This is a genomic window from Frigoribacterium sp. CFBP9029 (assembly GCF_034045305.1).
Classification (GTDB): domain Bacteria; phylum Actinomycetota; class Actinomycetes; order Actinomycetales; family Microbacteriaceae; genus Frigoribacterium.
On the sequence record NZ_JAXCWB010000004.1, the window covers coordinates 24812 to 49708 of the forward strand.

Consider the following 24897-nt stretch of genomic DNA (forward strand, 5'->3'; position numbering starts at 1 on the left):
GCTCGACGACTGTCGGCGGAGTCCCAACACTATCGTCATGCTCATGCCGCGAGGCGGACCTGCCCCGATCTGGGGATGAGAATCAGGCTTCTCCACAGGTCGTCGTCGCGGCCGCCTTCACACAGGCGACACATGACGGCATCATCCGGGCAACGCGCGTGCCCTAGCGTCGTCGTGACCGACTCACCCTGATCAGGAGGCCCCATGACCGCGAGCGCGCAGGCCGAGAAGCGACCCGTCGACCGGATCCCGCCGCTGCGACGGCTGTTCCCTCTCGGGCTGCAGCACGTGCTCGCGATGTACGCGGGCGCCGTCGCGGTTCCGCTGATCGTCGGTGGTGCGCTCGTCGGCATGGGCGAGCTCGAGCCGGGCGACATCGCGTACCTGATCAGCGCCGACCTGCTCGTCGCCGGCATCGCGACCATCATCCAGTCGGTCGGGTTCTGGCGATTCGGGGTGCGGCTGCCGCTGATGCAGGGCTGCACCTTCGCCGCCGTCGGGCCGATGATCGTCATCGGCGGCGAGTACGGCATCACCGCGATCTACGGCTCCGTCATCGCGAGCGGCCTGTTCATGATGCTGCTGGCACCGTTCTTCTCCCGACTCGTCCGGTTCTTCCCGCCGATCGTCACCGGCACCGTCATCCTCATCATCGGCGTCTCACTGATGGACGTCGCGGCCGGCTGGGTCGGCGGCGGCACCGGCTCCGAGGACTTCGGCGACCCGCTCGACATCGGGTTCGCGGCGGGGACCCTGCTGCTGATCATCCTGATCGAGCGGTTCGCGCCTCCTGCGATCCAGCGGGTGTCCATCCTGCTGGGGCTCGTGATCGGCACCCTGGTCGCGTGGCCGTTCGGCCTCACCGACTGGAGCGGCGTCGGCGAGAGCGCCTGGTTCGGCCTCGCGCTGCCCTTCCACTTCGGGCTGCCCACGTTCCCGATCAGCGCCATCGTGTCGATGTGCATCGTCGGCCTCGTGATCATGACCGAGACGACCGGCGACATCATCGCGGTCGGCGAGATCGTCGACGAGCCCGTCACCCCGCGCCGCCTCGCCGACGGCCTGCGCGCCGACGGCCTCTCGACCGTGATCGGCGGTGTCTTCAACACGTTCCCCTACACGGCGTTCGCGCAGAACGTCGGCCTGGTCAGCATCACCGGCGTGCGATCGCGCTACGTGGCGACGTTCGCCGGGGTCATCCTCGTCGTGCTCGGGCTGGTGCCGGCACTCGGCGCCGTCGTCGAGGGGGTTCCGCTGGCGGTGCTCGGCGGCGCGGGCGTGGCGCTGTTCGGCATGGTCGCCGCGAGCGGCATCCGCACGCTGTCGAAGGTGAAGTTCAACAACTCGAACATCCTGATCGTCGCGGTGGCGCTGGGTGTCAGCCTGCTGCCGACCGTCAGCCCCGACATCTACGCGCAGTTCCCGACCTGGTTCACGATCGTGTTCGACTCGGGCGTCAGCGCCGGAGCGCTCGTCGCCGTGCTGCTCAACCTGCTGCTCAACTCGGAGTCGCAGCAGCGGCGCCACGGCGGCGTCGACCGCGACGTGTCGGCGCACGACGCCGTCCGCGGCCCGTCCGCACCGGCGGCGGCCGACCGCGACGCCTGAGCAGCGGCTGGCGGTCAGCGGCGAGTTCGGCGCACCGGGCGGTGCCGGCGACGACGCGAGGCGATCATGCTGATCAGCGCGACGAGGGCGGCGATCATCATCGCCGCTCCGAAGATCACGAGCACGGGCTGCGGATCGGTGCACGTCGGGTAGTCGACCGAGCAGACCGTGAACGGAGGCGCCTCCTGCCCCTCCGCGTCGAGCACCGCGAAGGAGGCGCGCCCCAGCGAGAAGATCGCCAGACCGAGCAGGGTCACGACGACCAGCAGGCCGGCGAAGATGCGCCGCACGATCCGGCCGTCGTCCACTGAGCTCATGACTCGAGTCTCGCGCTCGGCCCCTGTGCTGTCATCGGCCTCAGGGCGGACCCGCGATCGTTCGCGAGTCGCGCCTCGCGTGCGTGTCGCGAGCCGCGCCTCCTGCAGTGCCGAACCGCGCCTCCTGCCGGTTCGGCGGGTTCCCGTCATCGGCGGCGGGTCAGCGCTGACCCGCCACCGATGACAGGAACCCGCCGCACCCCCTGCAGCGCCGCGAACGCGCACGCGCGAACGGACGCGCGGACGGCCCGCGCCCGTCGCCTAAAGTCGAACGCGCCGCATCGCGGCACCCCTCCCCCTTCTTCTCCCCAGGAGTCCTCGTGACCGCTCCCTCCCCCGCGCCCGTCGTGCGCCCGCACCGCGACGACACGGTGCTCGGCGTCCTGCGGTCACCGCGCCTCCTGACCCGGGAGGCGCTGGCCGGCATCGTCACGACGCTCGCCCTCGTGCCCGAGGTCATCTCGTTCTCGGTGATCGCCGGCGTCGACCCGATGGTCAGCCTGGTCGCCTCGATCGTGCTCGCCCTCGTCATGTCGCTGCTCGGCGGCCGCCCCGCCATGGTCACCGCCGCCGCGGGCTCGGTCGCGCTCGTCATCGCCCCGCTCGTCCGTGCGCACGGCGTCGAGTACGTGCTGCCGGCCGTGCTGCTCGCCGGCGTCATCCAGATCGCGTTCGGCACGGCGGGGCTCGCCCGGCTGATGCGGTTCATCCCGCGGTCGGTGATGATCGGCTTCGTCAACGCCCTCGGCATCCTCATCTTCATGGCCCAGGTGCCGCACCTGATCGACGTGCCGTGGATCGTCTACCCGCTGTTCGTGCTGACCATCGTGATCGTCGTGCTGCTGCCGCGCCTGACGAAGGCCGTTCCGGCGCCGCTCGTCGCCATCGTCGTCGTGACCGTGATCGTCGTCGCGGCCGGGCTCGACGTGACCACCGTCGGCGACGAGGGCGAGATGGGCGGCGGGCTGCCCGGCCTCACCCCCTGGCTCGTGCCGTTCTCGCTCGAGACGCTCGGCATCATCCTGCCGACCGCGCTCAGCGTCGCGTTCGTCGGCCTGATGGAGACCCTGCTGACCGCGAAGCTCGTCGACGACATCACCGAGACCCCGTCGCGCAAGGGCAAGGAGTCGTGGGCGCTCGGCGTCGCGAACATCGCCGCGGGCGCCTACGGCGGCATCGCCGGTTGCGCGATGATCGGCCAGACCGTCGTCAACGTCAAGATCGGCCGGGCCCGCACGCGGGTGTCGACGGTCGTCGCGGGGCTGTTCCTGCTGCTGCTCGTCACCGCCCTGAGCGAGGTGATGGCGCGCATCCCCATGGTCGCGCTGGCCGCCGTGATGATGATCGTCGCGATCTCGACCGTCGACTGGCACAGCGTCCGGCCGTCGACGCTGCGGCGCATGCCGATCCCCGAGACGCTCGTCATGGTCGTCACCGTCGCGGTCGTCGTCGCGACCGACAACCTGGCGCTCGGCGTCGCGGTCGGCGTGCTGCTCGCCATGGTGCTGTTCGCGCGGCGGATCGCGCACGTGATCCGGGTCGAGCGGACGGTCGAAGGAGGCGCGGCGAGCGCCGACGGCATCGGGCTCAGCAGTGCAGGGCCCGGCAGCGCAGGGCCCGGCGACGCGGGGCCCGGGAGCGGGGCCTCGGTCCGTTACGACGTGATCGGACCGCTGTTCTTCGGCAGCAGCAACGACCTCGTCGAGCACTTCTCGTACGCCGACGACCCGGCGCGGGTGACGATCGACCTGACCCGCGCCTCCGTCTGGGACGCCTCGAGCGTCGCCGCACTCGACGCCGTCGGCACGAAGTACGCCGCGCACGGGGTGGAGGTCGAGTTCGTCGGGCTCGACGACCGCAGCAGCGAGTTCCACGGGCGGCTGACGGGCCGGCTCGGGAGCTGAGCCTGGGCTGCGCGCGGGCTCGAGGGGCTGCGGCGGGCGGCGAGCGAGGTTCGGCGGGTTCGTGTCATCGGGGGCGGGTCAGCGCTGACCCGCCGAGGATGACGGGAACCCGCCGAACCCCTTGGGAGGTACGGAGCGCGGGGCTGCCGGAGAGCGGGGCGGGCGCAGAGCGCGGGGCGGGCGCGGAGCGGGGCTGGCGCGCAGCGGGGCTACGCGCGGCGGCGGCGCAGCTCTCGGCGGAGGGCGCGGCGCTCGCGCCACGACGGCGGGGGCGGTGGCACCTCCGCGGCCTCGCGCGCACGACGCTCGGCGCGCCGCCGGTGCCAGGCCAGCACCTCGGCGTCGACGTCGCGCGTCGGCGTCACCACGGGAGGTCCGCCGCGCAGCTGCCGCCGCGCCTCGACGATCCGCGCGTTGTAGTCGTCGACGTGCGCGCGCACCGCGGCCTCGGCGAACAGCCCGTCGAGGGTCTGCTCGAACGACGCGTGCTCCGTCCGCAACGACAGCGCAGGAGGCGCGAGCCCGGTCAGCCCCTCCCTCTCGATCAGGCCCCGGATCCACCAGTCGGGGTCGACCGTGTCACCGGCCAGACCGGGCAGCGGCTTGCCGGCCAGCGGCAGGTCGTCGAAGTCGCCGCGCGCGATCGCCTGGTCGATGGCCGTGCGGGCCCAGGCGCGCATCTCGGCCGCGGTGCGGTTGTCGGTCGGAGCGTCGGCGGCGGGAGCCGCACCGTCGGTGCGGTAGCGGGCCGCGGCCACGCGGGGGTCGCTCGTTGCGCCTCCGGCCTGACCCGCGCCTCCTGCATCGCCGGGTTCGGTTCGCCGTTCCATGCGCGCGAGAGTACGCCGCGCCTCCTGAACCGGGACGCCGAGGAGGCGCGGGTCGGGGGACGCCGAGGAGGCGCGGGTCAGGCCCGGGGGTCGTGGACGGCGGCCCCATGGGGCACCCGCCGCGCGAGCACTCCGGCGAGGAGCAGGACGATCACTCCGGCGGCCGGCATGACGAGCAGACCCCAGCGCAGCGAGGTCGCATCGGCGATCAGCCCGACCAGCGGCGGCGAGAACAGGAACCCGAGACGCATCAGCCAGCTCAGCAGCGTCAGACCGGTGCCGCGACGGAAGCCGGGCAGCTGGTCGGCCGCGTGCATCGCTCCGGGGATGAGCGTCGCCACGCCGAAACCGGCCGCACCGAAGCCGATGATCGTGCCGGGGATCGACGGGAACGCCAACGCGAGCCCCGTGCCGACCGCGACCAGCACGCCGCCGATCCGGGCGACGGTGCGCTGCCCCAGCCGATCGACCATGACGTCGCCGACCAGCCGGCCGATCAGCTGCATGCCCGCGAGCGACACGAACCCGAGCGACGCGATCGTGATGCTCGCCCCCAGCGAGCCCGAGAGGTAGACGGCGGCCCAGGTGTTGCCGGCGTCCTCGACGATGGCCGCGCCCATGGAGACGAGCACGAGGGCGGCCAGCACGGCCACCGTGCCGAAGCGGAGGGCGGAGCGGCCGGCGACCGCGGCGACCGACGCGACGGACGGGTTCGACTCGACCCGCGCCTCCTCGGCTGCTGCGGTGCTCGTCGCTTCGGCGCTCGTCGCGCTCGTGCCGGCTGCCCGGCCGTCGGCTGCGCTCGTGCCGGACGCCTCGGCGTCTGCCGCCTCGCTCTCGTCGGTCGGCTCGGGGCCGGCGAGCATCGAGCGGTACGAGAGCAGCGCGACGACGCAGAACAGCGCGGCCGAGACCGACAGGTGCACGGGGGTGGGGATGCCGAGCCCTGCGGCCGCACCGCCCATCAGGCCGCCGATGACGGCTCCGACGCTCCACGCGGCGTGGAACGAGTTGAGGATCGATCGCCCGTAGCGCCGCTGCACCCGCAGGCCGTGCGAGTTCTGGGCGACGTCGGTGATGGCGTCCATCGCTCCGGCGAGGAAGAGACCCGCGGCGAGCAGCGCCCACGACGGTGCGACACCTGCGGTGAGGACTCCGAGGCCGGTGATGATCGTGCCGACCACGGCGACCCGCGACGACCGGAACCTGCGGATCAGCAGCCCCGCCGCCAGCCCGGCCACGATCGCCCCGAGCGGGAACGCCGCCACGGCCACCCCGAACTCGGCGTTCGACAGCCCGAGCCCGTCTTTGATCGCCGGGTACCGCGGCAGCAGGTTCGCGAAGATCGCGCCGTTCGTCAGGAACAGCAGCGACACCGCCCAGCGCGCACGCTGGATGTCGCGAGGGACCGGGGGGCGAGACGTCGTCGTGCTCATGGGGGCTTCCGGGTGGGGGTGCGGGTGCGGGGGTGCGGGGTGCGGGGTGCGGGGTGCGGTGCTGGGTGGCGCGCTGGGTCGGGCGGCGCTGTGTACGAACGTACATTAGCGGCGAAGAACCCCGTTCGCGAAGATGAACCGCGATATATCGTGGTTCATCTTCGCGAACGGGGTTCATGGGCGCGTGCCGTCGCGACGCAGGCCGAGGAGGCGCGGGTCGGGAGGCACGGACCGGCTGCAGCTAGAGCGTCGCGGCCGCAGGGTCCCAGTTCTCGGGCAGGGGCGCGGGCTTCGCCACGCTCGACTCCACGTCGACGACGGCGCCGCTCTCGGCCGCCTCCGACACGGCGAGCAGCACGTCGAGCACGTGCGCCGCGACCGCGCCGCTGGCCCGCTCGCTCTCGCCCCCGCGGATCGCCCGGGCCAGGTCGAGCACGCCCGACCCCCGACCGTACGTCGACCCGACGGCCGTGAGCGTCTCGGGCTCGTCGTGGCCGAAGCGCCAGAGCGTCGAGTCGCCCTCGAACATGTTCGGGTCGGGCAGCACGATGGTGCCCTCGGTGCCGCTGATCTCGACGAAGCCCGCCCGGGGCAGCGCGTTCTGGAACGAGAAGGTCGACTGCGCCGACTGCCCGCCCTCGAACTGGATCAGGGCCGCGTGGTGCGTCGGCACCTCGACGGGGAACGTCTGCCCGGCACGCGGACCGCTGCCGATGGTGCGCGTGTCGAACGACTTCGACGACACGGCGCTCACCCTGCTGGCCGAGCCGAAGGCGTGCACCAGCGTGCTGACGTAGTACGGACCCATGTCGAACAGGGGGCCCGCGCCGACGGCGAACAGGAAGTCGGGGTTGGGGTGCCACGACTCGGGGCCGGGCACGTGGAACATCGTCGTCGCCGAGAGCGGCTCGCCGATGTCGCCACGGGCGATGGCCCGCATGGCCGACTGGATGCCGGCGCCGAGCACCGTGTCGGGTGCGCACGCGACGCGCACGCCGGCGGCGTCGGCCGCGGCCAGCAGATCGCTGCCCGAGCGGTGGTCGAGGGCCAGGGGCTTCTCGCTCCACACGTTCTTGCCGGCGGCGATGATCTGGCGACCGACCTCGGCGTGCACGGCCGGGATGGTCAGGTTGACGACGATCTCGATCTCGTCGATCGCGAGCAGCTCGTCGACCGTGCCGTGCCCGGGCACGCCGTACGTCTCGGCCTGGCTGCGAGCGCGATCGAGGTCGAGGTCGGCGACGAAGAGCACCTTCAGGTCGGCGAACTTCGTCATGTTCTCGAGGTAGGTGCCGCTGATGACACCCGCGCCGATGACGCCGACGCCGACGGGCCCCGAACCGCGGGCGGCGGCGGCGGCGGACGAGGAGGCGGATGCGGCGCTCACGCGGTGGCCTCCGTGTCGTTCTCGGCGAGCCACGCGTACGACGCGGCGATGCCCTCGAACACGTCGCCCGAGTAGGCGTCGAACTCGACGACCCGGAGGGCGTGCGGTGCGGCGGCGAGGATCGCGCGCACATCGACGTCGCCCTGCCCGGCCGGGGTCTGGTTCTCGAATGCGGCGGCCAGCGCCTCCGGCACGATCAGTGCGCTCTCGCTGCTCGGCAGGGCCGTGGCGATGTCGCCGCTGACCTTGCCGTCCTTGATGTGCAGGAACTGAACGCGGTCGCCGAGCGACTTCAGCACGGCGGGGGTGTCGGCGCCGCCGACGGTGGCCCAGAAGGTGTCGAGCTCGAGCACGACGGAGGGCGAGAGCAGCTCGACGAAGAGGTCGTAGACGGGGCGGCCGTCGACCTTGTTCGTGAACTCCCACTGGTGGTTGTGGTACCCGAAGCGGAGCCCGTGACCGGCGGCCTCGTCGGCGAGCACGTTGACGCGCTCGGCGATCGCCTTGACGTCGTCGGCGGTCTGCCAGCGGTCGCTCGGGATGAACGGGTCGATGACGGTCTCGAGACCGATCTCCTTCGCGGCGTCGAAGACGCGCTGCGAGTCGTCGGCGTCGATCACGGCGCTGTGACCGGTCGGCGCCGTGACACCGGCCGCGGTCAACGCGGCGGCGATGTCGGTGGGGTTGTCGGCGAAGCCGTACGGCTCGACCTTCGTGAAGCCGATCTCGGCCAGACGGGCGACACTGCCCGGCAGGTCGGCGGAGATCGCGTCGCGCACGCTGTAGAGCTGGACTGAGGGTGAGCTGCTCATGGGGATACTCCTTCGTTCCGGTGGTCCGATGTGAACGCCGGACACCATTCAACTACTTCTGTCGACGCACATGCAAAAGGTGTTCGATGATCGGCGACCAGCGCATGGAGCCGAGGAGGCGCGGGTGCGGAGCCGAGGAGGCGCGGGTCGGCCGCACCGCACCTCCCGCACCTGCTCGCACCGCGCCTCCTGCACCCGCTCGCACCGCGCCTCCTGCCGATCCGGGCCGCGACTCCGAACCACCGGGCATGACGACCACCGCGAGCGCCACCCGCGAGATCACGACCACCGCGCCGCTGCGACGCGCCTGGGAGATCGGCACCCCGCTCGACCCCGTGGGCTTCTACCCGAAGTGGGGGCCGCTGCCCGAGGTGCAGGCCGTGCACGGGCAGACCGGCGGGTGGGACGCACCCGGTCAGACGCGCCTCCTCGAACTCTCGGGCGGCGGGTCGGTGCGCGAGACCGTCACACGGGTCGACACGCCCTCGTTGTTCATCTACGACCTGACCGACTTCCGCGGGCCGCTCGAGAAGCTCGTCTCGGGCGGCCGGGCCGCCTGGCGCTACATGCCGGACGGCGACGGGACGCGCGTGCGCTGGCGGTACTCGTTCACCGCGAAGCCGGGCGCGGGGGCGATCGTGCGCGGCATCGTGCGCTTCGCCTGGGGGCCCTACATGACCCGCGTGCTGACGGGCATCGGCGCCGAGCTCGACCGCGTGGGCGTCGAGCGCTGATCGCGGCCTGACCAGGACTTTGCACGCTCTGCAGCTTCACAGGAGCGTGGCGGCTGCTTGGCGGCACGCCCACAGCGGACTCTCACGTAGATTCGTCTCGGGAGTCATCCCGACGGTCGACGCAACCCTGCTCACCGACCGCCAACGCGCCTCACAGCCCCAGCCCGAAACCCGGAGCCTAACCCCGTGAACATATCGCTGACCACCTGGCTCATCACCATCGCGGTGACGATCGCCTTCTTCGTCTACGAGTTCTTCACCCATGTGCGCAAGCCGCACGAGCCCACGATCGGCGAGTCCGCCCGCTGGTCGGCCTTCTACATCGGCCTGGCGCTGCTGTTCGGCGTGGGCATCGGCGTCACGAACGGCTGGGGCTACGGCGGCGAGTACTTCGCCGGCTACCTGACCGAGAAGGCGCTGTCGATCGACAACCTCTTCGTGTTCCTGCTGATCATGACCGGGTTCGCCATCCCGCGGATGTACCAGCAGAAGGTGCTGATGATCGGCATCGTGATCGCGCTCATCATGCGCGCGGGCTTCATCGCCGCCGGCGCCGCCCTCATCGAGAACTTCTCGTGGGTCTTCTACATCTTCGGTGCGCTCCTGTTCGTGCTCGCCTACCAACAGCTCAAGGGCGACCACGGCGGGAACGCCGCCGACAACATGTTCGTCCGCATCGCGCGCCGCATCCTGCCGGTGCACGACGACTTCAACGGCGACAAGTTCACCGTCAAGATCTCGGGCAAGCGCTTCGTCACCCCGCTGCTGCTCTGCGTCATCGCCATCGGCTTCGTCGACCTGGTGTTCGCGCTCGACTCGATCCCCGCGATCTACGGTCTGACCAACGAGGCGTACATCGTCTTCACCGCCAACGCCTTCGCGCTGATGGGTCTGCGCCAGCTGTACTTCCTGATCGGCGGTCTGCTCGAGCGTCTCGTGTACCTGTCGCAGGGTCTCGCCGTCATCCTCGCGTTCATCGGTGTGAAGCTCGTCTTCCACGCCCTGCACGTCAACGAGGTGCCCTTCATCAACGGCGGCGAGCCGATCCTCGCGGTGCCCGAGATCCCGATCTGGTTCTCGCTGCTCTTCATCGGCGCGACGATCACGGTCGCGACGGTCGCGAGCCTCGCGAAGACCCGCGGCGACAAGAACAAGAACGACCGCGCGACCGTCGAGGGCGAGCCGGTCACGCGTGCCACCGACGACGCGAACGACAAGGGTGCGGGTCGCCACTGACCCCGCTCGTGATCCCGTGACGCCGAGGAGGCGCGGGTCGGCTGGTGCCGGCACCGCGCCTCCTTCGTGTGTGCGGGGTGCGTGGTGCCGCCAGCACGCCAGGTTGTGGACACGACGCCGGGTTTAAGAGTGGCGTCGTGTCCATCTCCTGGCGCGGTAGCGGTGGGCGGGAACGGGAGGGTGCGGCGGGTCGGTGTCATCGGGGGCGGGTCAGCGCTGACCCGCCGCGGAGGACGCGAACCCGCCGCAGGGGCGCGCAGCACGCCGACGGTGCAGGAGGCGCGGGTCAGCGGGAGCGGGCGGGGCGCGCCGCCAGAACGCCAGGTCGTGGACACGACGCCGGGTTTAGGAGTGGCGTCGTGTCCATCTCCTGGCGCGGTGGCGCTGGGCGGGCCACGCCGCCACGGACTCGACACCCCGCCACGAGAGACGGTGGCGGGGTGTCGAGACGGTGGTGGGATGGCCGGGCAGGAGGCGCGGGTCGGCAGGAGCGCTCGGGTACCGTTGTCTCGACCGCTGGGAGGCGACGTGCTGGCTCGACAGGAACGCATGCTGCGTGCCGTCCTGTCCACCTCGGTCGGGGTGCTCGTCACGGCGACCGCCCACTCGCTCGGCGGGGGCGCGTTCCCGCCGCCGCTCCTCCTCGCGCTCGTGTTCGTCGCAGGCGTGCTCGGCTGCTTCGCCGCCGGCGGTCGCCGCGTCGCCCTGCCGAACCTCGTCGTCGCGATCGGCCTGCTGCAGGGGCTGCTGCACGTCGTCTTCTCACTCGGGCACGGCTCGGTCGGGCACGGCTCGCTCGGGCACGGTTCGGTCGGCGTCGACCCGACCAGCGCCTCCTCGGCCGGGTCCACCGGTCACGGCGCGCACGCGCACCTCGTCACGATGCCCGACATGGGGGCCGCGTCCGGAGACATGGGCGCCATGCCGTCGGGGACGATGCTCTGGGCGCACGTCGTCGCGGGCGTCGTCACGATCATCGCGCTGCGTCTCGGGGCCTCGGCCGTGCGACAGCTGGCTCGCAGCGTCGCCGTCACGGTCGGCACCGCGATCGCGTCGTCGCACCTCGGCCGCCTCGTCACGGCGCTGATCACCGCTCTGGTCGCGGCGCTCGCGTCGGCGATCACGGCGCTCGTCGATCCGGTCGCGCTGGTCCGTCGTCGACACCGCCTCGTCAGGGAGTCCGTCTGGGCCGCCTGCCGCCGGGCGTCGACGCTGCTCGGCACGACGCGGGGGCTGCGGGGCCCTCCGGTCGGGGTGCTCGCCCACTGACCGCGCGGGTCGCCTGACTCGCGTGGTCCCGGCGTGCCGCCGCCCCGTCCGGGTGCGGCCGCGCCGGACGACCGCACCCCGGGGATCACCCCGCCCGTTCGAAGGACCAGCATCGCCATGCGCTCGCGCACCCAGAACCGCCACGACTCTCATCTCGACTCCGTCGCCCGAACCGCCCGAACCGCCCGCGCCTCCCGCGCCTCCTCGGCCTCCCGCACCCGTCCGGTCGCCGCGGCGCTCGTCGCCGGCGCCGCGGGGCTCGCCCTCGCCCTCGGCGCTCCCCTCGCCGCCTCCGCGCACGTCGAGCTCGAGGCCTCGTCGACCGCGCCGGCCACGCTCAGCGTGCTGACCTTCGCCGTCGGGCACGGCTGCGAGGGCTCGCCGACGACCTCGCTCGCGATCGAGCTGCCCGCCGGCGTCCAGTCGGTCACCCCCACCGTGAAGCCCGGCTGGACCATCACCGAGTCCGCCCCGCCCGCCGACCCGACCGTGCTCGAGGCGACGACCGTGACGTACACGGCCGACACCCCGCTGCCCGACGGGTTCCGCGACACGGTCGAGATCTCGGCGCTGCTGCCGGTCGACGGGCAGGCGGGCGACCTCGTCGCGTTCCCGACCGTGCAGACCTGCGAGTCGGGGTCGTACGCGTGGAGCGAGCTGCCCTCCTCCGACCCCGACGACCCCGAGCCGAACGAGCCGGCGCCCGCACTGGTGCTGACGGACGCCACCTCGGGCGCGGGCGCGACGGACTCGGCGGACGGGTCGGCCACGACGGCCACCGCCGCCGACGCCACCGCCGCCGCCGCGCCGATCGACGACACTGCCCGTCTGCTCGGGCTCGCCGGTCTCGCCGTCGGGGTCGTCGCCGTCGTGCTGCTGACCATCGGCCTCCGTCGCCAGCAGGAGGCCCGTCGATGAGCGCCCCCACGCACGACACCGCCGCACCCGACACCGCGGGGAGCCGAGGAGGCGCGGGTCGGCCCCCGCAGTCACCCCGCGACTCCGAGGCGGTCGCGACGGACCACTCGACGGACGGGGGCTCCGCGGCCGACGCGACCCGCACCTCCTCGGCTTCGCGCCCTGCCGCACCGCGCGATGCCGCGCCGCGCCCTGCCGCACCGCGGCGCGGCTGGTTCGCGCCGATGCTGCTGCGGCTGCATTTCTTCGCGGGGGTGCTGGTCGGGCCGTTCATCCTCGTGGCGGCGCTGACCGGGGCCGCCTACGCGCTGACCCCGTCGATCGAGCGGGTCGTGTACGCCGACGAGCTCACGGTGCCGGCTGCGAGCGCCGAGGCACCCGCGCTGCCGCTCGCCGACCAGATCGAGGCCGCCGAGCGGGTGGTGGGCGACGACGGGGCGCTGGTCGCGGTGCGGCCCGCTCCCGAGGCGGGCGACACGACGCGGGTCATGTTCACGGGCGACGACCTGATCGAGAGTCAGACCCGGGCGATCTTCGTCGACCCGGCGACCGCCGAGGTGCGGGGCGATCTGCCGGTGTACGGGACGAGCGGGGCGCTGCCGCTGCGGACCGCGGTGAGCGACTTCCACCGCAGTCTCGGGCTCGGCGACGCCGGTCGGCTGTACAGCGAGCTGGCCGCCAGCTGGCTCGGCGTAGTCGTCGTCGCGGGCGGGGCGCTGTGGCTGGTGCGGTGGCGGGCGGCCCGTCGGCGGGCGCGTCCGGCGGATCGCGCCCGGGCACGACGCGGCATGCTGCGGCCTGAGACCGGCTCGACCGGTTACCGTCGCATCTTCTCGTGGCACGCGTCGACGGGGATCTGGCTGCTCGTCGGGGCGCTGTTCCTCTCGGCGACGGGCATCACGTGGTCGCAGTTCGCGGGCGAGAACGTGACCGGGTTGCGGTCGGCGCTCAGCTGGTCGAACCCCGCGCTGACGACGGCGCTGCCCACTGACGGTGCGGGGTCGGGGTCGGCGTCGGGGTCGGGGTCGGGGTCCGGGTCGTCTGCGGCGGACGCGGCCGATGTCGCGGCCGATCCGCATGCCGGACACCACGGAGCCGAGGAGGCGCCGGTCGCCGACGCGGACCCCGCCGACTTCGACGCCGTGCTCGCCGTCGCCCGGACCGTCAACGTGAACACCGGACTGGTCGAGATCAAGCCGCCCGCCGACGCCGCGAGCGCCTGGACGGTCACCGAGATCCAGCGCAGCTTCCCGACCGAGGTCGACGCCGTGGCGGTGGACGGGTCGACGCTCGAGGTGGTCGGACGCACCGACTTCGCCGACTACCCGATCATGGCGAAGCTCGCGCGCTGGGGTGTCGACACCCACATGGGCTCGATGTTCGGCCTGGCGAATCAGCTGCTGCTCGCCGTCACGGCGCTCGGCATCGCGGCGATGGTCGTGTTCGGGTACCTCATGTGGTGGAAGCGGCGGCCGACGCGCGGTGCGCGGGTGGGTGCGGCGCCGGCCGGGGCGCTGGCGCGCGCGCCGTGGTGGGGTGTCGCGCTGGTGCTCGCGGTCGGAGGAGTGCTGGCGCTGTTCCTGCCGCTGCTCGGGGTGTCGCTGGTCGCGTTCGTGGTCGGCGACGCGCTCTGGATGGCGAGCCGGCGCTGATCCGCGACCCGCGCCTCCTCGGCTCGGCGCAGCGCTGACGACTCGAGGAGGCGCGGGTCGCGACCGCCGCCGCCCGGATCTGTGCAAATCGCGACCGCGCCCGGCTGCTCCGGCGGGCCGAACCCGACCTGTGCACGCTCGCGCACTGCGAAGAACCGGGCTATGACGCCCCGAACCGCCGGAACGGTCGCGATTTGCACACCCCGGCAGGCGCGCCATGCTGTACCCGACAACCCGTGCACCGACCACCCCGCACCCCCACGCGCCCCCGACGTCAGGACCGAGCATGCCCCGCACGAACACCGCCGCGTTCCTGCGCGCACCGCGCACCTCGTTCGAGGTCGGCCCGGCCGCCCTGCCCGAGCCGGCTCCCGACGAGGTGGTCGTCCGGGTGCGCGCCGTCGCCGTGAACCCGCTCGACTGGGTGGTGCAGGGCACCGGGCAGCTGACGTACCGCTGGCTCGCGCATCCCGCGGTGCTCGGCACGGACGTCGCGGGCGAGGTGGTCGCGATCGGCTCGCACGTGACGCGGCTCGCGGTCGGCGACCGGGTCGCGGGGCTGGCGACCGGCACCGACAAGGGGCGCGATTCGACGCGTGAGGGGGCGTTCCAGCACTACACGGCGCTGCTCGAGCGGCTGACGACGGTGATCCCCGACGGGCTGTCGTTCGAGCGGGCCGCGGTGCTGCCGCTCGGGGTGTCGACCGCGGCGTGCGCGCTGTTCCAGGAGCGGCACCTGGGGCTGCGACTCCCGCCGACATCCCGAGGAGGCGCGGCGCAGGCCGAACGCGACCCCTCACCCACCGAAGGAGGCGCGGCACCGGCCGAGCGCGAGGTCGTCGTCGTCTGGGGCGGCTCGTCGAGCGTCGGGATGAACGCGGTGCAGCTGGCGACGGCGGCCGGCTACGACGTGCTGAGCACCGCGTCGGCCGTGAACGCCGAGACCGTGCGGGAGCTCGGAGCGACCCACGTCTACGACTACCGCGACCCCGAGGTGGTCGACAAGCTCGTCGCGGTGATCGCGGGTCGCACCGTCGCCGGAGCGGTCGCGATCGGCGCCCGCTCGACCGAGGCGTGCATCCGCCTGCTGGCCCGCACGGGAGGGACGCGCCTCGCGATCGCGAGCACCCCCGTGTCGCTCGCCGAGGTCGCGGCCGGCCGGAGGCTCATCCCGACGGCCCTGCCGACCTTCGCGCGCCTCGGGCTGGCGACGGCGCGCTCGGCGCTGGCCGCGCGGCAGGCGGGAGTGACGGCGCGGTTCATCTGGGGCAGCAGCCTGCGCGACGACGACCTCGGCGAGCGGCTCTGGGGCGAGGTGCTGCCCCGCGGTCTCGCCGACGGTTCGCTGCGCCCGATGCCGGAGGCGCTGGTCACCGGAGAAGGACTCGCCGCGATCCAGGGCGCGGTCGATCGCCAGCGGGCCGGCGTCTCGGCGCAGAAGCTCGTCGTCCGTCTGTAGAGCCGGGCCGAGGAGGCGCGGGTCGAGCCGACACCGCACTCACCGCGGGGCGAAGGCGAGCCGTGAGTCCTCCCCGACGATCACGAGCTCGCCGCCCTCCACACGGGCGTGGTCGGCGTCGATCAGGGCCGTGGTGAAGCGCGCGTTCAGGTCGTTCAGCACCGGGTCGACGCACGCCTGCTCGGTCGCCGTGCCCTCGTCGAGACGCCAGGGGTCGACGCTCTCGATGTCGGCGCCGATGGTGTTGCAGATGCTGGTGACGTCGAGGCGCGTCCGGTCGATGATCAGCGTCGCGCTCGCGCCGGTCGCATCGAGACCGAGGTCGCCGGCGGCGTCGCGCGCCTCGACGAGGACCCACTCGCCACGCACATATGCCGGAACCGACGCGCAGGCGCTGAGCCCGAGCACCAGCGCCGCCGCTGCCGTGATCGCCACGACGGCGGTGGTGGCGCGCTTCCGTCGGGGCTGCGTCATGGGCCGATCGTACGAGCAGGAGCAGGTGCTGTCACCCACGAGCTATTACGCATGCGTGCGTAACAGCCGAACAGACGACACCCCCCCGCTCGCTCACGCCGGCCAGACGTCGGGCTCGGGCGCGCAGCGGGCGATCAGCGCGCGGATCTCGCGGTCGTGCTGCACCGCCCAGGCGACCGCCGAGTCGAGGCTCCCCGCAGTGTGCAGCCAGGGGCGGCGCCCGCCGTCGTCACGGCAGTGCGCGTAGACGTCGAACGCGTACCCCCCGAGCACCGGGCGCATCCTGACGAAGCCGAGCGGCGCAGCCGCACCCTGCCGGATCAGCCAGAGCCCCTGCCCTCCCGGCATGGGCGGGATCGCATACGGATGCTCGTGCGGCCGCTTCGCGAGCGCGGCGGCGGCGTTGACGAACGACGACTGGACTCCCATGCCGGCCGACCCTAGGCGAGACCTCCGACAGCGGAGACCTCGGCAGCACTCACCCCTGGCGCGTGTTCCACCGGGGGTTCTTCTTGTTGATCACGTACACGCGGCCGCGGCGGCGCACCACCTGCGACCCCGGGATCGCCTTCAGAGCCTTGAGCGAGTTGCGGACCTTCACCGTGCCTCCTTCATCAGCGCCCCCAGCTTGTTACTGAGAACGGTTATCACTTAGCTTAGGGGCATGATCGAACCGCTGCCCACCCCTCGGCTCTCGCGACACCGGGGAGTCGTCCTCGTCGGCGGCCAGAGCCCCGCCCTCGTCGAACGCCTCGCCGACGAGCTCGCCGGCCCCGCCAGCCGACGACTCTCCACCGAGCGTGAGCGCCAGCCCGAGCCCCGACCCGACCTCGACCCCGACCTAGGCCCCAGTCCCGACCCGCACACCGCCGTCGACACCATCCACCGACTCGCGCTCGACCTCGCCCACGACGGCGCCGCGGTCGACATCGTCGCCTCGGTCGAACCCGGCACCCCGCTGCGGCCCACCGGGCTGATGCTCGGCGCGCTGCTCGACGCCGATCTGGGGCTGCCCGACGGCCGGTCGCTGCTGCAGCACGTCGTCTCCGTCGTCAGCGCGGTCGACCTCGCCGAGCTGGTGCTGGGCGGTGTCGACGACCGGTTCCGCGCCGCCGAGCACGTCGTCGAACTGGTCGAGTACGCCACCGTCGTCGCCCTCGCCGACACGGACGCCGTACCCGCCGCCGACCGCCGGACGCTCGAGCGGCTGCTGGCGAGGCTCGCACCCGAGGCGGCGGTGCTGCCCGTCGACGAGGTGACCCGCACCTCCTTGGCGACCCGAGGAGGCGCGGCGCACCTCGGCAGCGCCGCCGGCTGGATGCAGGCCCTCTCGGAGCACACCCCCGACCTCGCCCACGACGGGACGATCACGACCTACGTGTACCGCGACGAGCGCCCGTTCCACCCAGAGCGCCTCGCCGCCGTCGTCGAGCGCACCTTCGCGCCGGGGACCGTGGGGACGGTGCTGCGCTCGCGCGGGTTCACCCAGTTCGCCACGCGGTGCGACCGGGTCGGGTCGTGGTCGAGCGTCGGGCAGATGCTGAGCCTCGACCCCACGTCGAGCCCGTCGTGGCACCCCGACTCGCCGCACGGTCAGCAGATCGCGTTCTTCGGTCTGGATCTCGACGTGGCGACGATCCGTCGTGAGCTCGACTCGTGCCTCCTGAGCGACGCCGAACTGCTGCGGGATCCGGCCGAGTGGCGGGACTTCGCCGACCCGTTCCCGGTCTGGGCCGCCGGCTGAGGCAGAGGTAGGGCGGGGTCTACGGTCGAACCGGGTCGCTCCACGAGGGGAAAGGCTCATACTCGCCTGGCACAGACTCCTCAGGGAAGTCGGTCGGGAGCCGATCAGCGACAGCAGCGAGCAAGGCGCTGTAGTCGTTCGTCCAGTACGACTCGCTGTACACGACCAACGAGTACTGCCCGCTGTCACGCACCGTGTACGTCAGCCACCATCCGTCACCGGTGTCGGCGCGCACCTCGCTCTTCGTGTCACTCTCACGGGTTCCGTACTTCCACCCCTTCTCATCGAAGTACGAACTCATCGGCTCGAGATCAGCGACCGCACCACTGGCACCGTCGGGCCGGAGTGATCGGCCTGCTCGGAAGGAGTAGCTGTCGTCTCCATCCGCGCCGGGCAGAGGCTCACCGAACGACCCCGGGCCGCCCGCACTGGGCAGCACATCCCCGCCGTTCCACCGCCACGAATCGTCCGACACCTGCAGCTGCGCCTCCTCGAGCACGGCCTCGATCTCCGAATACCGCTCCGCAGCCAACCCGAACTCGTCCTCCAGCGACATCCCGGCGACCTCCGCCTGCGTCAACCCCGCCGCGTCCCGTGCGTCCTCGCCTGCCGCCCCCGCCCCGGAGGCGCACCCCGCCACCGCGAACACCGTCACCACAGACAGCACCACCGCTCGAAGAACACCCCCAGGTCTGATCATGAACTAAGGCTGAACCGGGTCGTCCCACGAAGGGAACGGCGAGTACTCGCCCGGCACGGACTCCTGCGGGAAATCGGCCGGATCACGATCGGCGATCGCCGAGAACAACGCACGCGAGTCGTTCGTCCAGAACGGCTCGCTGTACACGGCGAGGGAGTACTGGCCGTTCGGACGAACCGTATAGGTGACCCACCACCCGTCACCGCTGTCGGCTCTCGCCTCGAAATTGCGGCCGATCTCGCGACTGCCCGACTCCCAGCCCTTCTCGTCGAAATACGCGATCATCGGATCGAGATCCGCCCGCTCACCCTCGGCACCCTCCGGCTCGAGAATCCTCCCCGCTGTGAAGAAGTACGAGTTGTCATCGTCCGCACCAGGCAGTGGCTCACCGAACGCGTCGGCCCCCGCCGCGACAGGAAGCACGTCACCACCGTTCCAGAACCACGAGCCGTCCGAGATCTGGAGTTGCGCCTCCTCGAGCACACCCTGCATCTCGACGTACCGCTCCGAGGCCAACCCGAACTCGTCCTCCAGCGACATCCCAGCCACCTCCGTCTGAGTCATCCCCGCGGCATCCCGTGCATCCTCGCTCGCCGACCTCTCCCCGGAGGCGCACCCCGCCACCGCGAGCACCATCACCACTGACAGCACCACAGCTCGAAGAACACCCCCAGGTCGCGTCACGATCTACGGCTGAACCGGGTCGCTCCACGAGGGGAAAGGCTCATGCTCGCCCGGCACGGACTCCTCAGGGAACGGAGTCACGTCCCGCTTGCCGATCGCTAGTCGCAACTCGCCCGCGTCGTTCGTCCAGTACAGCTCGCTATACACGACCAACGAGTACTGCCCGTTGTCACGCACCGTGTACGTCAGCCACCACCCATCACCCGTGTCAGCGCGCACCTCGCTTTTCGTGTCACTCTCACGGGTTCCGTACTTCCACCCCTTCTCATCGAAGTACGAGCTCATCGGCTCGAGATTGGCGACCGCACCACTGGCACCCTCCGGCCGAAGCGTCCGACCCACACGGAAGTAATAGCTGTTGTCACCATCGGCCCCCGGTAATGGCTCACCGAACGACCCCGGACCGCCCGCGCTCGGCAGCACATCCCCGCCGTTCCACCGCCACGCATCATCCGACACCTGCAGCTGCGCCTCTTCGAGCACGGACTCGATCTCCGAATACCGGTCCGCAGCCAACCCGAACTCGTCCTCCAGCGACATCCCAGCGACCTCTGCCTGCGTCAACCCCGCCGCGTCCCGTGCATCCTCGCCTGTCGACCCCGCCCCGGAGGCGCACCCCGCCACCGCGAGCACCGTCACCACTGACAGCACTACGGCTCGAAGAACACCCCCAGGTCTGATCATGAACTAAGGCTGAACCGGATCGCTCCACGAGGGGAATAGTTCGTATTCGCCCGGCACAGACTCGCGCGGAAACGGTGTCACGTCCCGCTTGCCGATCGCCAGACGCAGCTCACTCGAGTCGTTCGTCCAGAACACCTCGCTGTACACATCCACCGTGTACTGCCCGTTAGGTCGAACCGTGTACATGACCCACCACCCGTCACCGGTGTCGGCCCTGGCCTCGAAGTTCCGGCCGATCTTCATGCTGCCCGACTCCCAGCCCTTCTCGTCGAAGTACTGGATCATCGGATCGAGATCGGCACGCTCGCCCGTCGTCCCCTTCAGTTTGACGTTTCGGCTGGTACGGACGTAGTAGCTGTTGTCCTCGTTGGCACCCTCAGGCGCCTCACCGTACGCATTGGCCCCACCCATGACCGGGAGCACATCACCACCGATCCAGACCCACGAGCCGTCTGAGATCTGTAGCTGCGCCTCCTCGAGCAGGCCCTGCATCTTGACGTACCGCTCCGATGCCAACCCGAACTCGTCTTCCAGCGACATCCCGGCGACCTCTGCCTGCGTCAACCCGGCGGCGTCCCGTCCACCCTGTCTCACCACGTCATCTCCGTTCTTCGCGTTCGTCCCGCAGCCTGTCGTCACGAGCACCAGGATCGTCGCCACCAACGCGGCGACATGATGCAGGCGTTGGTTCTTGACTTCGTTCATCAGTCCGGTCTTCCATTAGCGACGATCTGCGAGATGGTCTTGAGGGATGTCGTGTCCGCCGAGAGGTACCCGTTCTGGTCGGACCCGGAATCCAAGAACATGTCATGCTGCGTCACAGCCTCGGTACCCGGTCCGGCCCCGGACGAGAATACGTGCACACCGTCGAGGATCGTCGGGTTCGTTCGCGTACCGAGACCGAGAGCCAGCCCGACAGGCGCGAGCCCGTCTCCCCAGGCCTGAGTCGCATAGACCTCATCGGCGTTGAGGTCATAGACCGTCGCTTCGTTCGTCAACCCCACGGAACCGTAGGAGATGAACGAGTCGACACGATGCTGGGTCAGCAGCAATGCCTCCGACGTCGTCGTCGAACCGTATGAGTGGGCCATGACGGAGTATGAGTCCGCCGGGACGTCGGCACGACTGTCATGCAGGCCGTCCATGAACGACGCAAGTTCGGCTGCCCCGGACAACGCACGAGCGGGAGACGCCACTTCGAATTCACTAGGCGAGTTGTAGCCCATCCACGAGACGACGGCATAGCTAGCGTCCGGGTTCCCTCTCACAGCGGCTCGGACCAGCTCATCCGCTGCCGTCAACGCCGACTTCATCTCCCCCGCGTTCGATTTCATCCCTGGGACGTTCACGGTTACGTTGGAAGCGGTGTCAAGGTCGCCAAGCGAGATGGCGGCCACGACGGCCCCGTCGTGCACACCAAAACCGACAAGCTGCGCAATGCTCGAGGCGCCATCCTGCCCGAGCAGTTCTTTCGCCGTTAGGTCGGCCTGGTCCACCGCCTTCCTCAGCGCGACAACCTGCTCCTCGAAGTCCTGCTCGGCCAGCGGCCCGTCCGGCACGATTCCCATCAACTGCGCTACCGCTTCTGGATTCGCGACGGCGGCATCCAGAACGGCACGGGAGGCAACGTCCCGCGAGACCGCAGGGACGCCGTCCAGGTTGGCCAGGAAGTACTGAGCAACGAGCGGCAATCCTTCAATGTATGCGTCTGACTGCGGCAGCAGCGCATACGCCTCGGCGACCTCAGCAGGGGTGAGACCGGGCTGCAGCAGTTTGGTGAGTGCCGGTGAAGCGGCGGTGATGACCACTCCATCCAGCCGCAGGTCGGGCAGTGACGCGCCGCCCGCCGCATCGAACTCCGCCGCGATCCCCTCGATCCAGGTCGCGTCCAGTGCGTTCTCTGCCATGAGGGTGTCGAGACTCGTGATCGCCGTCGACGACTCGATGGGCACCCATGAGCATGCCGACGCGAAACGCGTCCAAGCGTTCTTCATCTGGATCACGTGCTGAGCCGTGCTCAGATCGGAAGCTCGACTCATGCCGACGAAGGTCCGCAGCACGTCTGGATCAGCTGACGAGGTTCCACCGGACGCACCGCCACGTGTGCGGTTTCGCTCGCGGGCGCTGTAGGCAACGGAGATGGGCGTCGCCCTGATCGGAACTTCCGACGGTCTTCGGTCGACGAGCTCCGAGACGAACGCCGAAGACTCCTGGAGCACATCACCAGATCCACGCTGACGTTCGCGCTCGGCCTCTCGCTTCTTCCAGTCAGACAGGTCGGAGAGACGCTGACGCTCGTCGTCAGCCTGTCGCCTGGACTCACCCACGGCAGTCATCAGGTCTGTGAGCACACCAGTCAACGACAGCGTGTCCTCGGATCGCACGATGTTGGCTTGCGTGAAGAGAGTCGCGTACGCGCCCTTGAAGTCCGCCACCACGCCCTCGACCGAGAACCGGTTCGTGAACGCTTGCTCACCCAGGTCGCTCGACGCCCCGTCCGCCGCAGCGATCAACGCATCGGCCGCGCCATCGTCGAACTCGATCGTCGTCATGCCCACCACACCCCCGCGTGAACCCACTTGTCTGTGCCTCTGAAGGTACACCCCGTCCGCCCGCGTCCCCCGCGCCTCCTGCGACACCCCGTTCCCGGCGCTGCACCCGCATCCATCGGGGTGCAGCGCCGAAAACGGGGTGCAGTGCGAGCCGAGGAGGCGCGGCGCGGCTCAGCGGGCGGCGAGCGCCTCGACCGGGGTCACCGAGGTCGCCCGGCGAGCCGGCACGAGCGCCGCCACCCCGGCCAGCACCGCTGCCGTCAGCGCCAGCCCGACGAGCAGCGGCACGGGCAGCGTCGGCGCGATCAGCATCCCCTGGTTGGCGGCCCCGAGCAGCGACTGCGCCCCGGCCCAGCCGTAGACGGTGCCGAGCACGACCCCGACGACGATCGCCGTGACGGCCATCTGCGCCGCCTCGAGCAGGATCATCCCGCGGATCTGGCCCACCGTCGACCCGACGGCGCGCAGCAGCCCCAGCTCGCGCCGCCGCTGCAGCACGCTGAGCGACATGTCGTTCACCATGCCGACCGCGGCGATCACGGCCGAGAAGCCGACGAGGCCCGCCATGACGAGCAGCGTCGTCGTGAACACGGTGTCGAGCTCGGCCGCGTAGGCAGGGTCCTGCTGGATGCTGCCGATGAAGCTGCGGAGCGTCTCGAGCGCCACCGACATCGTCGTCACCAGGGTCACGCCGATCACGATGCCGATCGTCGCCCGGGTGCTGCGCTCGGGCTGACGCACGGCGTTCTCGGCGGCCAGGCGCGCCACCTGACCCGAGCCGAACAGGCGGCCGACCGCGGCGAGCCCGGCGGGCATCACCGTGTGGGCGCCGACGACGACACCCGAGAAGGAGAGGACCCCGCCGACGAAGGCGACGAGCACGCCGGCCTCGTTCGCGAGCCCCATGAGCACCCCGGCGAGCAGCAGCACGCCGCCCCCGACGACGAGCAGCGCCGCCAGCACCGTGCGGAGCACCCGGCGGGGGCGCGAGCCGACCGGCTCCTCCTGCACGACGCCCGTGGCCTGCAGCGGGGTGACCTGCAGCACGCGACGCGAGCCGATCCAGGCGGCGGCGACCGTGGTCGCGACGACGGCGACGGCCGGCACGAGGCCGCCGACCGAGACGAACGAGTAGTCGAGGTCGGGCAGGGTGCCGCGGGCCACCAGCACGCCGACGGCGACGACGACCAGCAGGGTGCCGACGACGACGCCGATCAGCGCACCGGCGACGCCGACGGCGAGCCCCTCGCGGGCGACGACCCGACGCTGGTCTCGGGCCGACGAGCCGAGCAGGCGCATCAGGGCGATCGTCGGCGTGCGACCGGCGACCACCGTGGTGAAGGTGTTGGCCGTCACGATCGCGCCGACGTAGAGGGCCAGCCCGACGAAGACCGACGCGACGAGATCGAGCATCGTCGACACGGTGCCGCTGGCCGCGACCGCCGGGTCGGACGCGATCAGCTGCTCGAAGACGTGCGACACCGAGAGCAGCGCCACGCCGAACGTGGTGCCGAGCGCGGCGACGAGCACGCTGGGGCGGTGCTCGCGCAGCTGGTCGCCGAGGGCGGAGCGGGCTGCGGCGCGGGCTCCGGTGGGCGCAGAGCCGCGGGCACCGGCGCGGTCGACCGTGGTGGCGCTCACGCGGCACGCTCCAGCTCGAGCATGACCTGCGAGATCTCGGCCGGCGTGCTGGCGCCGACCTCGTGCACGATGCGTCCGTCGGCGAGGAACACCACGCGGTCGGCGTAGCTCGCCGCGACGGGGTCGTGCGTGACCATGGCGATGCTCTGGCCGTGGTCGCGCGAGGCGGTGCGCAGCACCTCGAGCACGTCGCGGCCGGCCTTCGAGTCGAGGTTGCCCGTGGGCTCGTCGGCGAAGATCAGATCGGGCCGGGTGGCGAGCGCGCGGGCGATCGCGACGCGCTGCTGCTGTCCGCCCGAGAGCTGGTGCGGCCGGTGCGTCAGACGCGAGTCGAGGCCGAGGGTGCCGACGAGCCAGTCGATCCAGGCGCGCTCCTCGACGGAGGCGCGGCGGCCGTCGAGCCGGAACGGCAGCTCGATGTTGGCCGACACGTCGAGCGTGGGCACGAGGTTGAACGCCTGGAAGACGAAGCCGATCCGGCGGCGGCGCAGCAGCGTCAGCTGCGTGTCGTCGAGGCGCGTGATGTCGGTGTCGCCGAGCATCACCCGGCCCGAGGTCGCCTGGTCGAGCCCGGCGGTGATGTGCATGAGCGTCGACTTGCCCGAGCCGCTCGGGCCCATCACGGCGGTGAACTGCCCGGCGCGGAGGTCGAGCGACACGTCTCGCAGAGCGTCGACGCGGCCGTCGCCGAGGCCGAACGACTTCGTGACGTTCTCGACGCGGGCGACGGGCGCCGCGCCTCCTCGGCTGGTGCGGGTGGTGGGGTGGGCTGCGGGGTGGGCTGCGGGGTGGGTCATGAGGGGGGTCCTGTCGGAGAGAGAGGGGTCGAGGAGGCGCGGGTCGGCACCGGCGAGGA

At 71.4% G+C, this 24897-nt stretch carries 24 protein-coding genes; 9 read left to right on the plus strand and 15 right to left on the minus strand.

The annotated features are described in order from the left end of the window. The first annotated feature begins 204 nt into the window (after window positions 1–204). Window positions 205–1608, plus strand: coding sequence for a nucleobase:cation symporter-2 family protein (locus tag SOM11_RS06760; protein WP_320477579.1), 1404 nt, complete (start codon window positions 205–207; stop codon window positions 1606–1608). Between the two features lie 14 nt (window positions 1609–1622). Here the strand turns inward: SOM11_RS06760 and SOM11_RS06765 are convergent, their stop codons facing one another. Then, window positions 1623–1925, minus strand: coding sequence for a hypothetical protein (locus SOM11_RS06765; RefSeq protein WP_243215577.1), 303 nt, complete (start codon window positions 1923–1925; stop codon window positions 1623–1625). 320 nt (window positions 1926–2245) lie between these two features. Here SOM11_RS06765 and SOM11_RS06770 point away from each other — a divergent pair, with 320 nt between their 5' ends. Next, window positions 2246–3829 carry a SulP family inorganic anion transporter gene (locus tag SOM11_RS06770; protein ID WP_320477580.1) on the plus strand — a complete coding sequence of 528 codons (1584 nt, stop codon included), beginning with the start codon at window positions 2246–2248 and terminating at the stop codon, window positions 3827–3829. A 209-nt stretch (window positions 3830–4038) separates the two neighbouring features. On the opposite strand, the gene SOM11_RS06775 is transcribed toward SOM11_RS06770, so the two are convergent. The 4 genes from SOM11_RS06775 to SOM11_RS06790 form a co-directional block, all read right to left on the minus strand. After that, window positions 4039–4659, minus strand: coding sequence for a DUF1992 domain-containing protein (locus tag SOM11_RS06775; protein WP_320477581.1), 621 nt, complete (start codon window positions 4657–4659; stop codon window positions 4039–4041). A gap of 77 nt (window positions 4660–4736) precedes the next feature. Next, the gene (locus SOM11_RS06780) at window positions 4737–6095 is read right to left on the minus strand and encodes an MFS transporter (RefSeq protein WP_320477582.1); all 1359 of its coding nucleotides are present in this window, start codon (window positions 6093–6095) and stop codon (window positions 4737–4739) included. Window positions 6096–6336: 241 nt separating this feature from the next. Next, window positions 6337–7482: a Gfo/Idh/MocA family oxidoreductase gene (locus tag SOM11_RS06785; RefSeq protein ID WP_320477583.1), complete on the minus strand. Its 1146-nt coding sequence runs from the start codon at window positions 7480–7482 to the stop codon at window positions 6337–6339. After that, on the minus strand, window positions 7479–8294 hold the full coding sequence (locus SOM11_RS06790) for a sugar phosphate isomerase/epimerase family protein (protein ID WP_192061277.1): 816 nt from the start codon (window positions 8292–8294) through the stop codon (window positions 7479–7481). The genes SOM11_RS06785 and SOM11_RS06790 overlap by 4 nt, the downstream gene beginning before the upstream one ends. Window positions 8295–8380: 86 nt before the next feature. Here SOM11_RS06790 and SOM11_RS06795 point away from each other — a divergent pair, with 86 nt between their 5' ends. From SOM11_RS06795 to SOM11_RS06820, 6 genes are all read left to right on the plus strand, one after another. Then, window positions 8381–9028, plus strand: coding sequence for an SRPBCC family protein (locus tag SOM11_RS06795; RefSeq protein ID WP_320477584.1), 648 nt, complete (start codon window positions 8381–8383; stop codon window positions 9026–9028). Window positions 9029–9214: 186 nt separating this feature from the next. Beyond that, window positions 9215–10264, plus strand: a complete 1050-nt coding sequence (locus SOM11_RS06800; RefSeq protein WP_192061275.1) for a TerC family protein — start codon at window positions 9215–9217, stop codon at window positions 10262–10264. 549 nt (window positions 10265–10813) lie between these two features. Further along, window positions 10814–11533: a hypothetical protein gene (locus SOM11_RS06805; protein ID WP_320477585.1), complete on the plus strand. Its 720-nt coding sequence runs from the start codon at window positions 10814–10816 to the stop codon at window positions 11531–11533. Window positions 11534–11650: 117 nt separating this feature from the next. Continuing rightward, window positions 11651–12451, plus strand: a complete 801-nt coding sequence (locus SOM11_RS06810) for a YcnI family protein (protein WP_320477586.1) — start codon at window positions 11651–11653, stop codon at window positions 12449–12451. Next, window positions 12448–14103 (plus strand): PepSY-associated TM helix domain-containing protein, encoded by a 1656-nt coding sequence (locus tag SOM11_RS06815; protein WP_320477587.1) that lies wholly within the window; start codon window positions 12448–12450, stop codon window positions 14101–14103. Before SOM11_RS06810 ends, SOM11_RS06815 begins: the two co-directional genes overlap by 4 nt. A gap of 286 nt (window positions 14104–14389) precedes the next feature. Beyond that, window positions 14390–15562: a zinc-binding alcohol dehydrogenase family protein gene (locus SOM11_RS06820; protein ID WP_320477588.1), complete on the plus strand. Its 1173-nt coding sequence runs from the start codon at window positions 14390–14392 to the stop codon at window positions 15560–15562. A 39-nt stretch (window positions 15563–15601) separates the two neighbouring features. On the opposite strand, the gene SOM11_RS06825 is transcribed toward SOM11_RS06820, so the two are convergent. The 3 genes from SOM11_RS06825 to ykgO all read right to left on the minus strand — a co-directional run bounded on the left by SOM11_RS06825 (window position 15602) and on the right by ykgO (window position 16637). Then, window positions 15602–16036 (minus strand): META domain-containing protein, encoded by a 435-nt coding sequence (locus tag SOM11_RS06825; RefSeq protein ID WP_320477589.1) that lies wholly within the window; start codon window positions 16034–16036, stop codon window positions 15602–15604. 93 nt (window positions 16037–16129) lie between these two features. Continuing rightward, the gene (locus tag SOM11_RS06830) at window positions 16130–16465 is read right to left on the minus strand and encodes a hypothetical protein (RefSeq protein ID WP_192061269.1); all 336 of its coding nucleotides are present in this window, start codon (window positions 16463–16465) and stop codon (window positions 16130–16132) included. 49 nt (window positions 16466–16514) lie between these two features. Next, window positions 16515–16637: a type B 50S ribosomal protein L36 gene (ykgO, locus tag SOM11_RS06835; RefSeq protein ID WP_192061268.1), complete on the minus strand. Its 123-nt coding sequence runs from the start codon at window positions 16635–16637 to the stop codon at window positions 16515–16517. A gap of 63 nt (window positions 16638–16700) precedes the next feature. On the opposite strand from ykgO, the gene SOM11_RS06840 reads away from it, so the two are divergent. Beyond that, window positions 16701–17780: a GTP-binding protein gene (locus SOM11_RS06840; protein WP_320477590.1), complete on the plus strand. Its 1080-nt coding sequence runs from the start codon at window positions 16701–16703 to the stop codon at window positions 17778–17780. A gap of 19 nt (window positions 17781–17799) precedes the next feature. Here SOM11_RS06840 and SOM11_RS06845 read toward each other — a convergent pair whose 3' ends face one another. From SOM11_RS06845 to SOM11_RS06875, 7 genes are all read right to left on the minus strand, one after another. Then, complete coding sequence (locus tag SOM11_RS06845) at window positions 17800–18480, minus strand: hypothetical protein (protein WP_320477591.1); 681 nt, start codon at window positions 18478–18480, stop codon at window positions 17800–17802. Between the two features lie 3 nt (window positions 18481–18483). Next, complete coding sequence (locus SOM11_RS06850) at window positions 18484–19020, minus strand: hypothetical protein (RefSeq protein WP_243215260.1); 537 nt, start codon at window positions 19018–19020, stop codon at window positions 18484–18486. 147 nt (window positions 19021–19167) lie between these two features. Next, window positions 19168–19848 carry a hypothetical protein gene (locus SOM11_RS06855; RefSeq protein ID WP_320477592.1) on the minus strand — a complete coding sequence of 227 codons (681 nt, stop codon included), beginning with the start codon at window positions 19846–19848 and terminating at the stop codon, window positions 19168–19170. 3 nt (window positions 19849–19851) lie between these two features. Continuing rightward, on the minus strand, window positions 19852–20553 hold the full coding sequence (locus SOM11_RS06860) for a hypothetical protein (RefSeq protein WP_192061263.1): 702 nt from the start codon (window positions 20551–20553) through the stop codon (window positions 19852–19854). Then, window positions 20553–22400 (minus strand): alpha/beta hydrolase, encoded by a 1848-nt coding sequence (locus SOM11_RS06865; protein ID WP_243215258.1) that lies wholly within the window; start codon window positions 22398–22400, stop codon window positions 20553–20555. The genes SOM11_RS06860 and SOM11_RS06865 overlap by 1 nt, the downstream gene beginning before the upstream one ends. Window positions 22401–22571: 171 nt before the next feature. Next, on the minus strand, window positions 22572–24041 hold the full coding sequence (locus tag SOM11_RS06870; RefSeq protein WP_320477593.1) for an ABC transporter permease: 1470 nt from the start codon (window positions 24039–24041) through the stop codon (window positions 22572–22574). Continuing rightward, window positions 24038–24838, minus strand: a complete 801-nt coding sequence (locus SOM11_RS06875; protein WP_320477594.1) for an ABC transporter ATP-binding protein — start codon at window positions 24836–24838, stop codon at window positions 24038–24040. The genes SOM11_RS06870 and SOM11_RS06875 overlap by 4 nt, the downstream gene beginning before the upstream one ends. Window positions 24839–24897 lie beyond the last annotated feature (59 nt).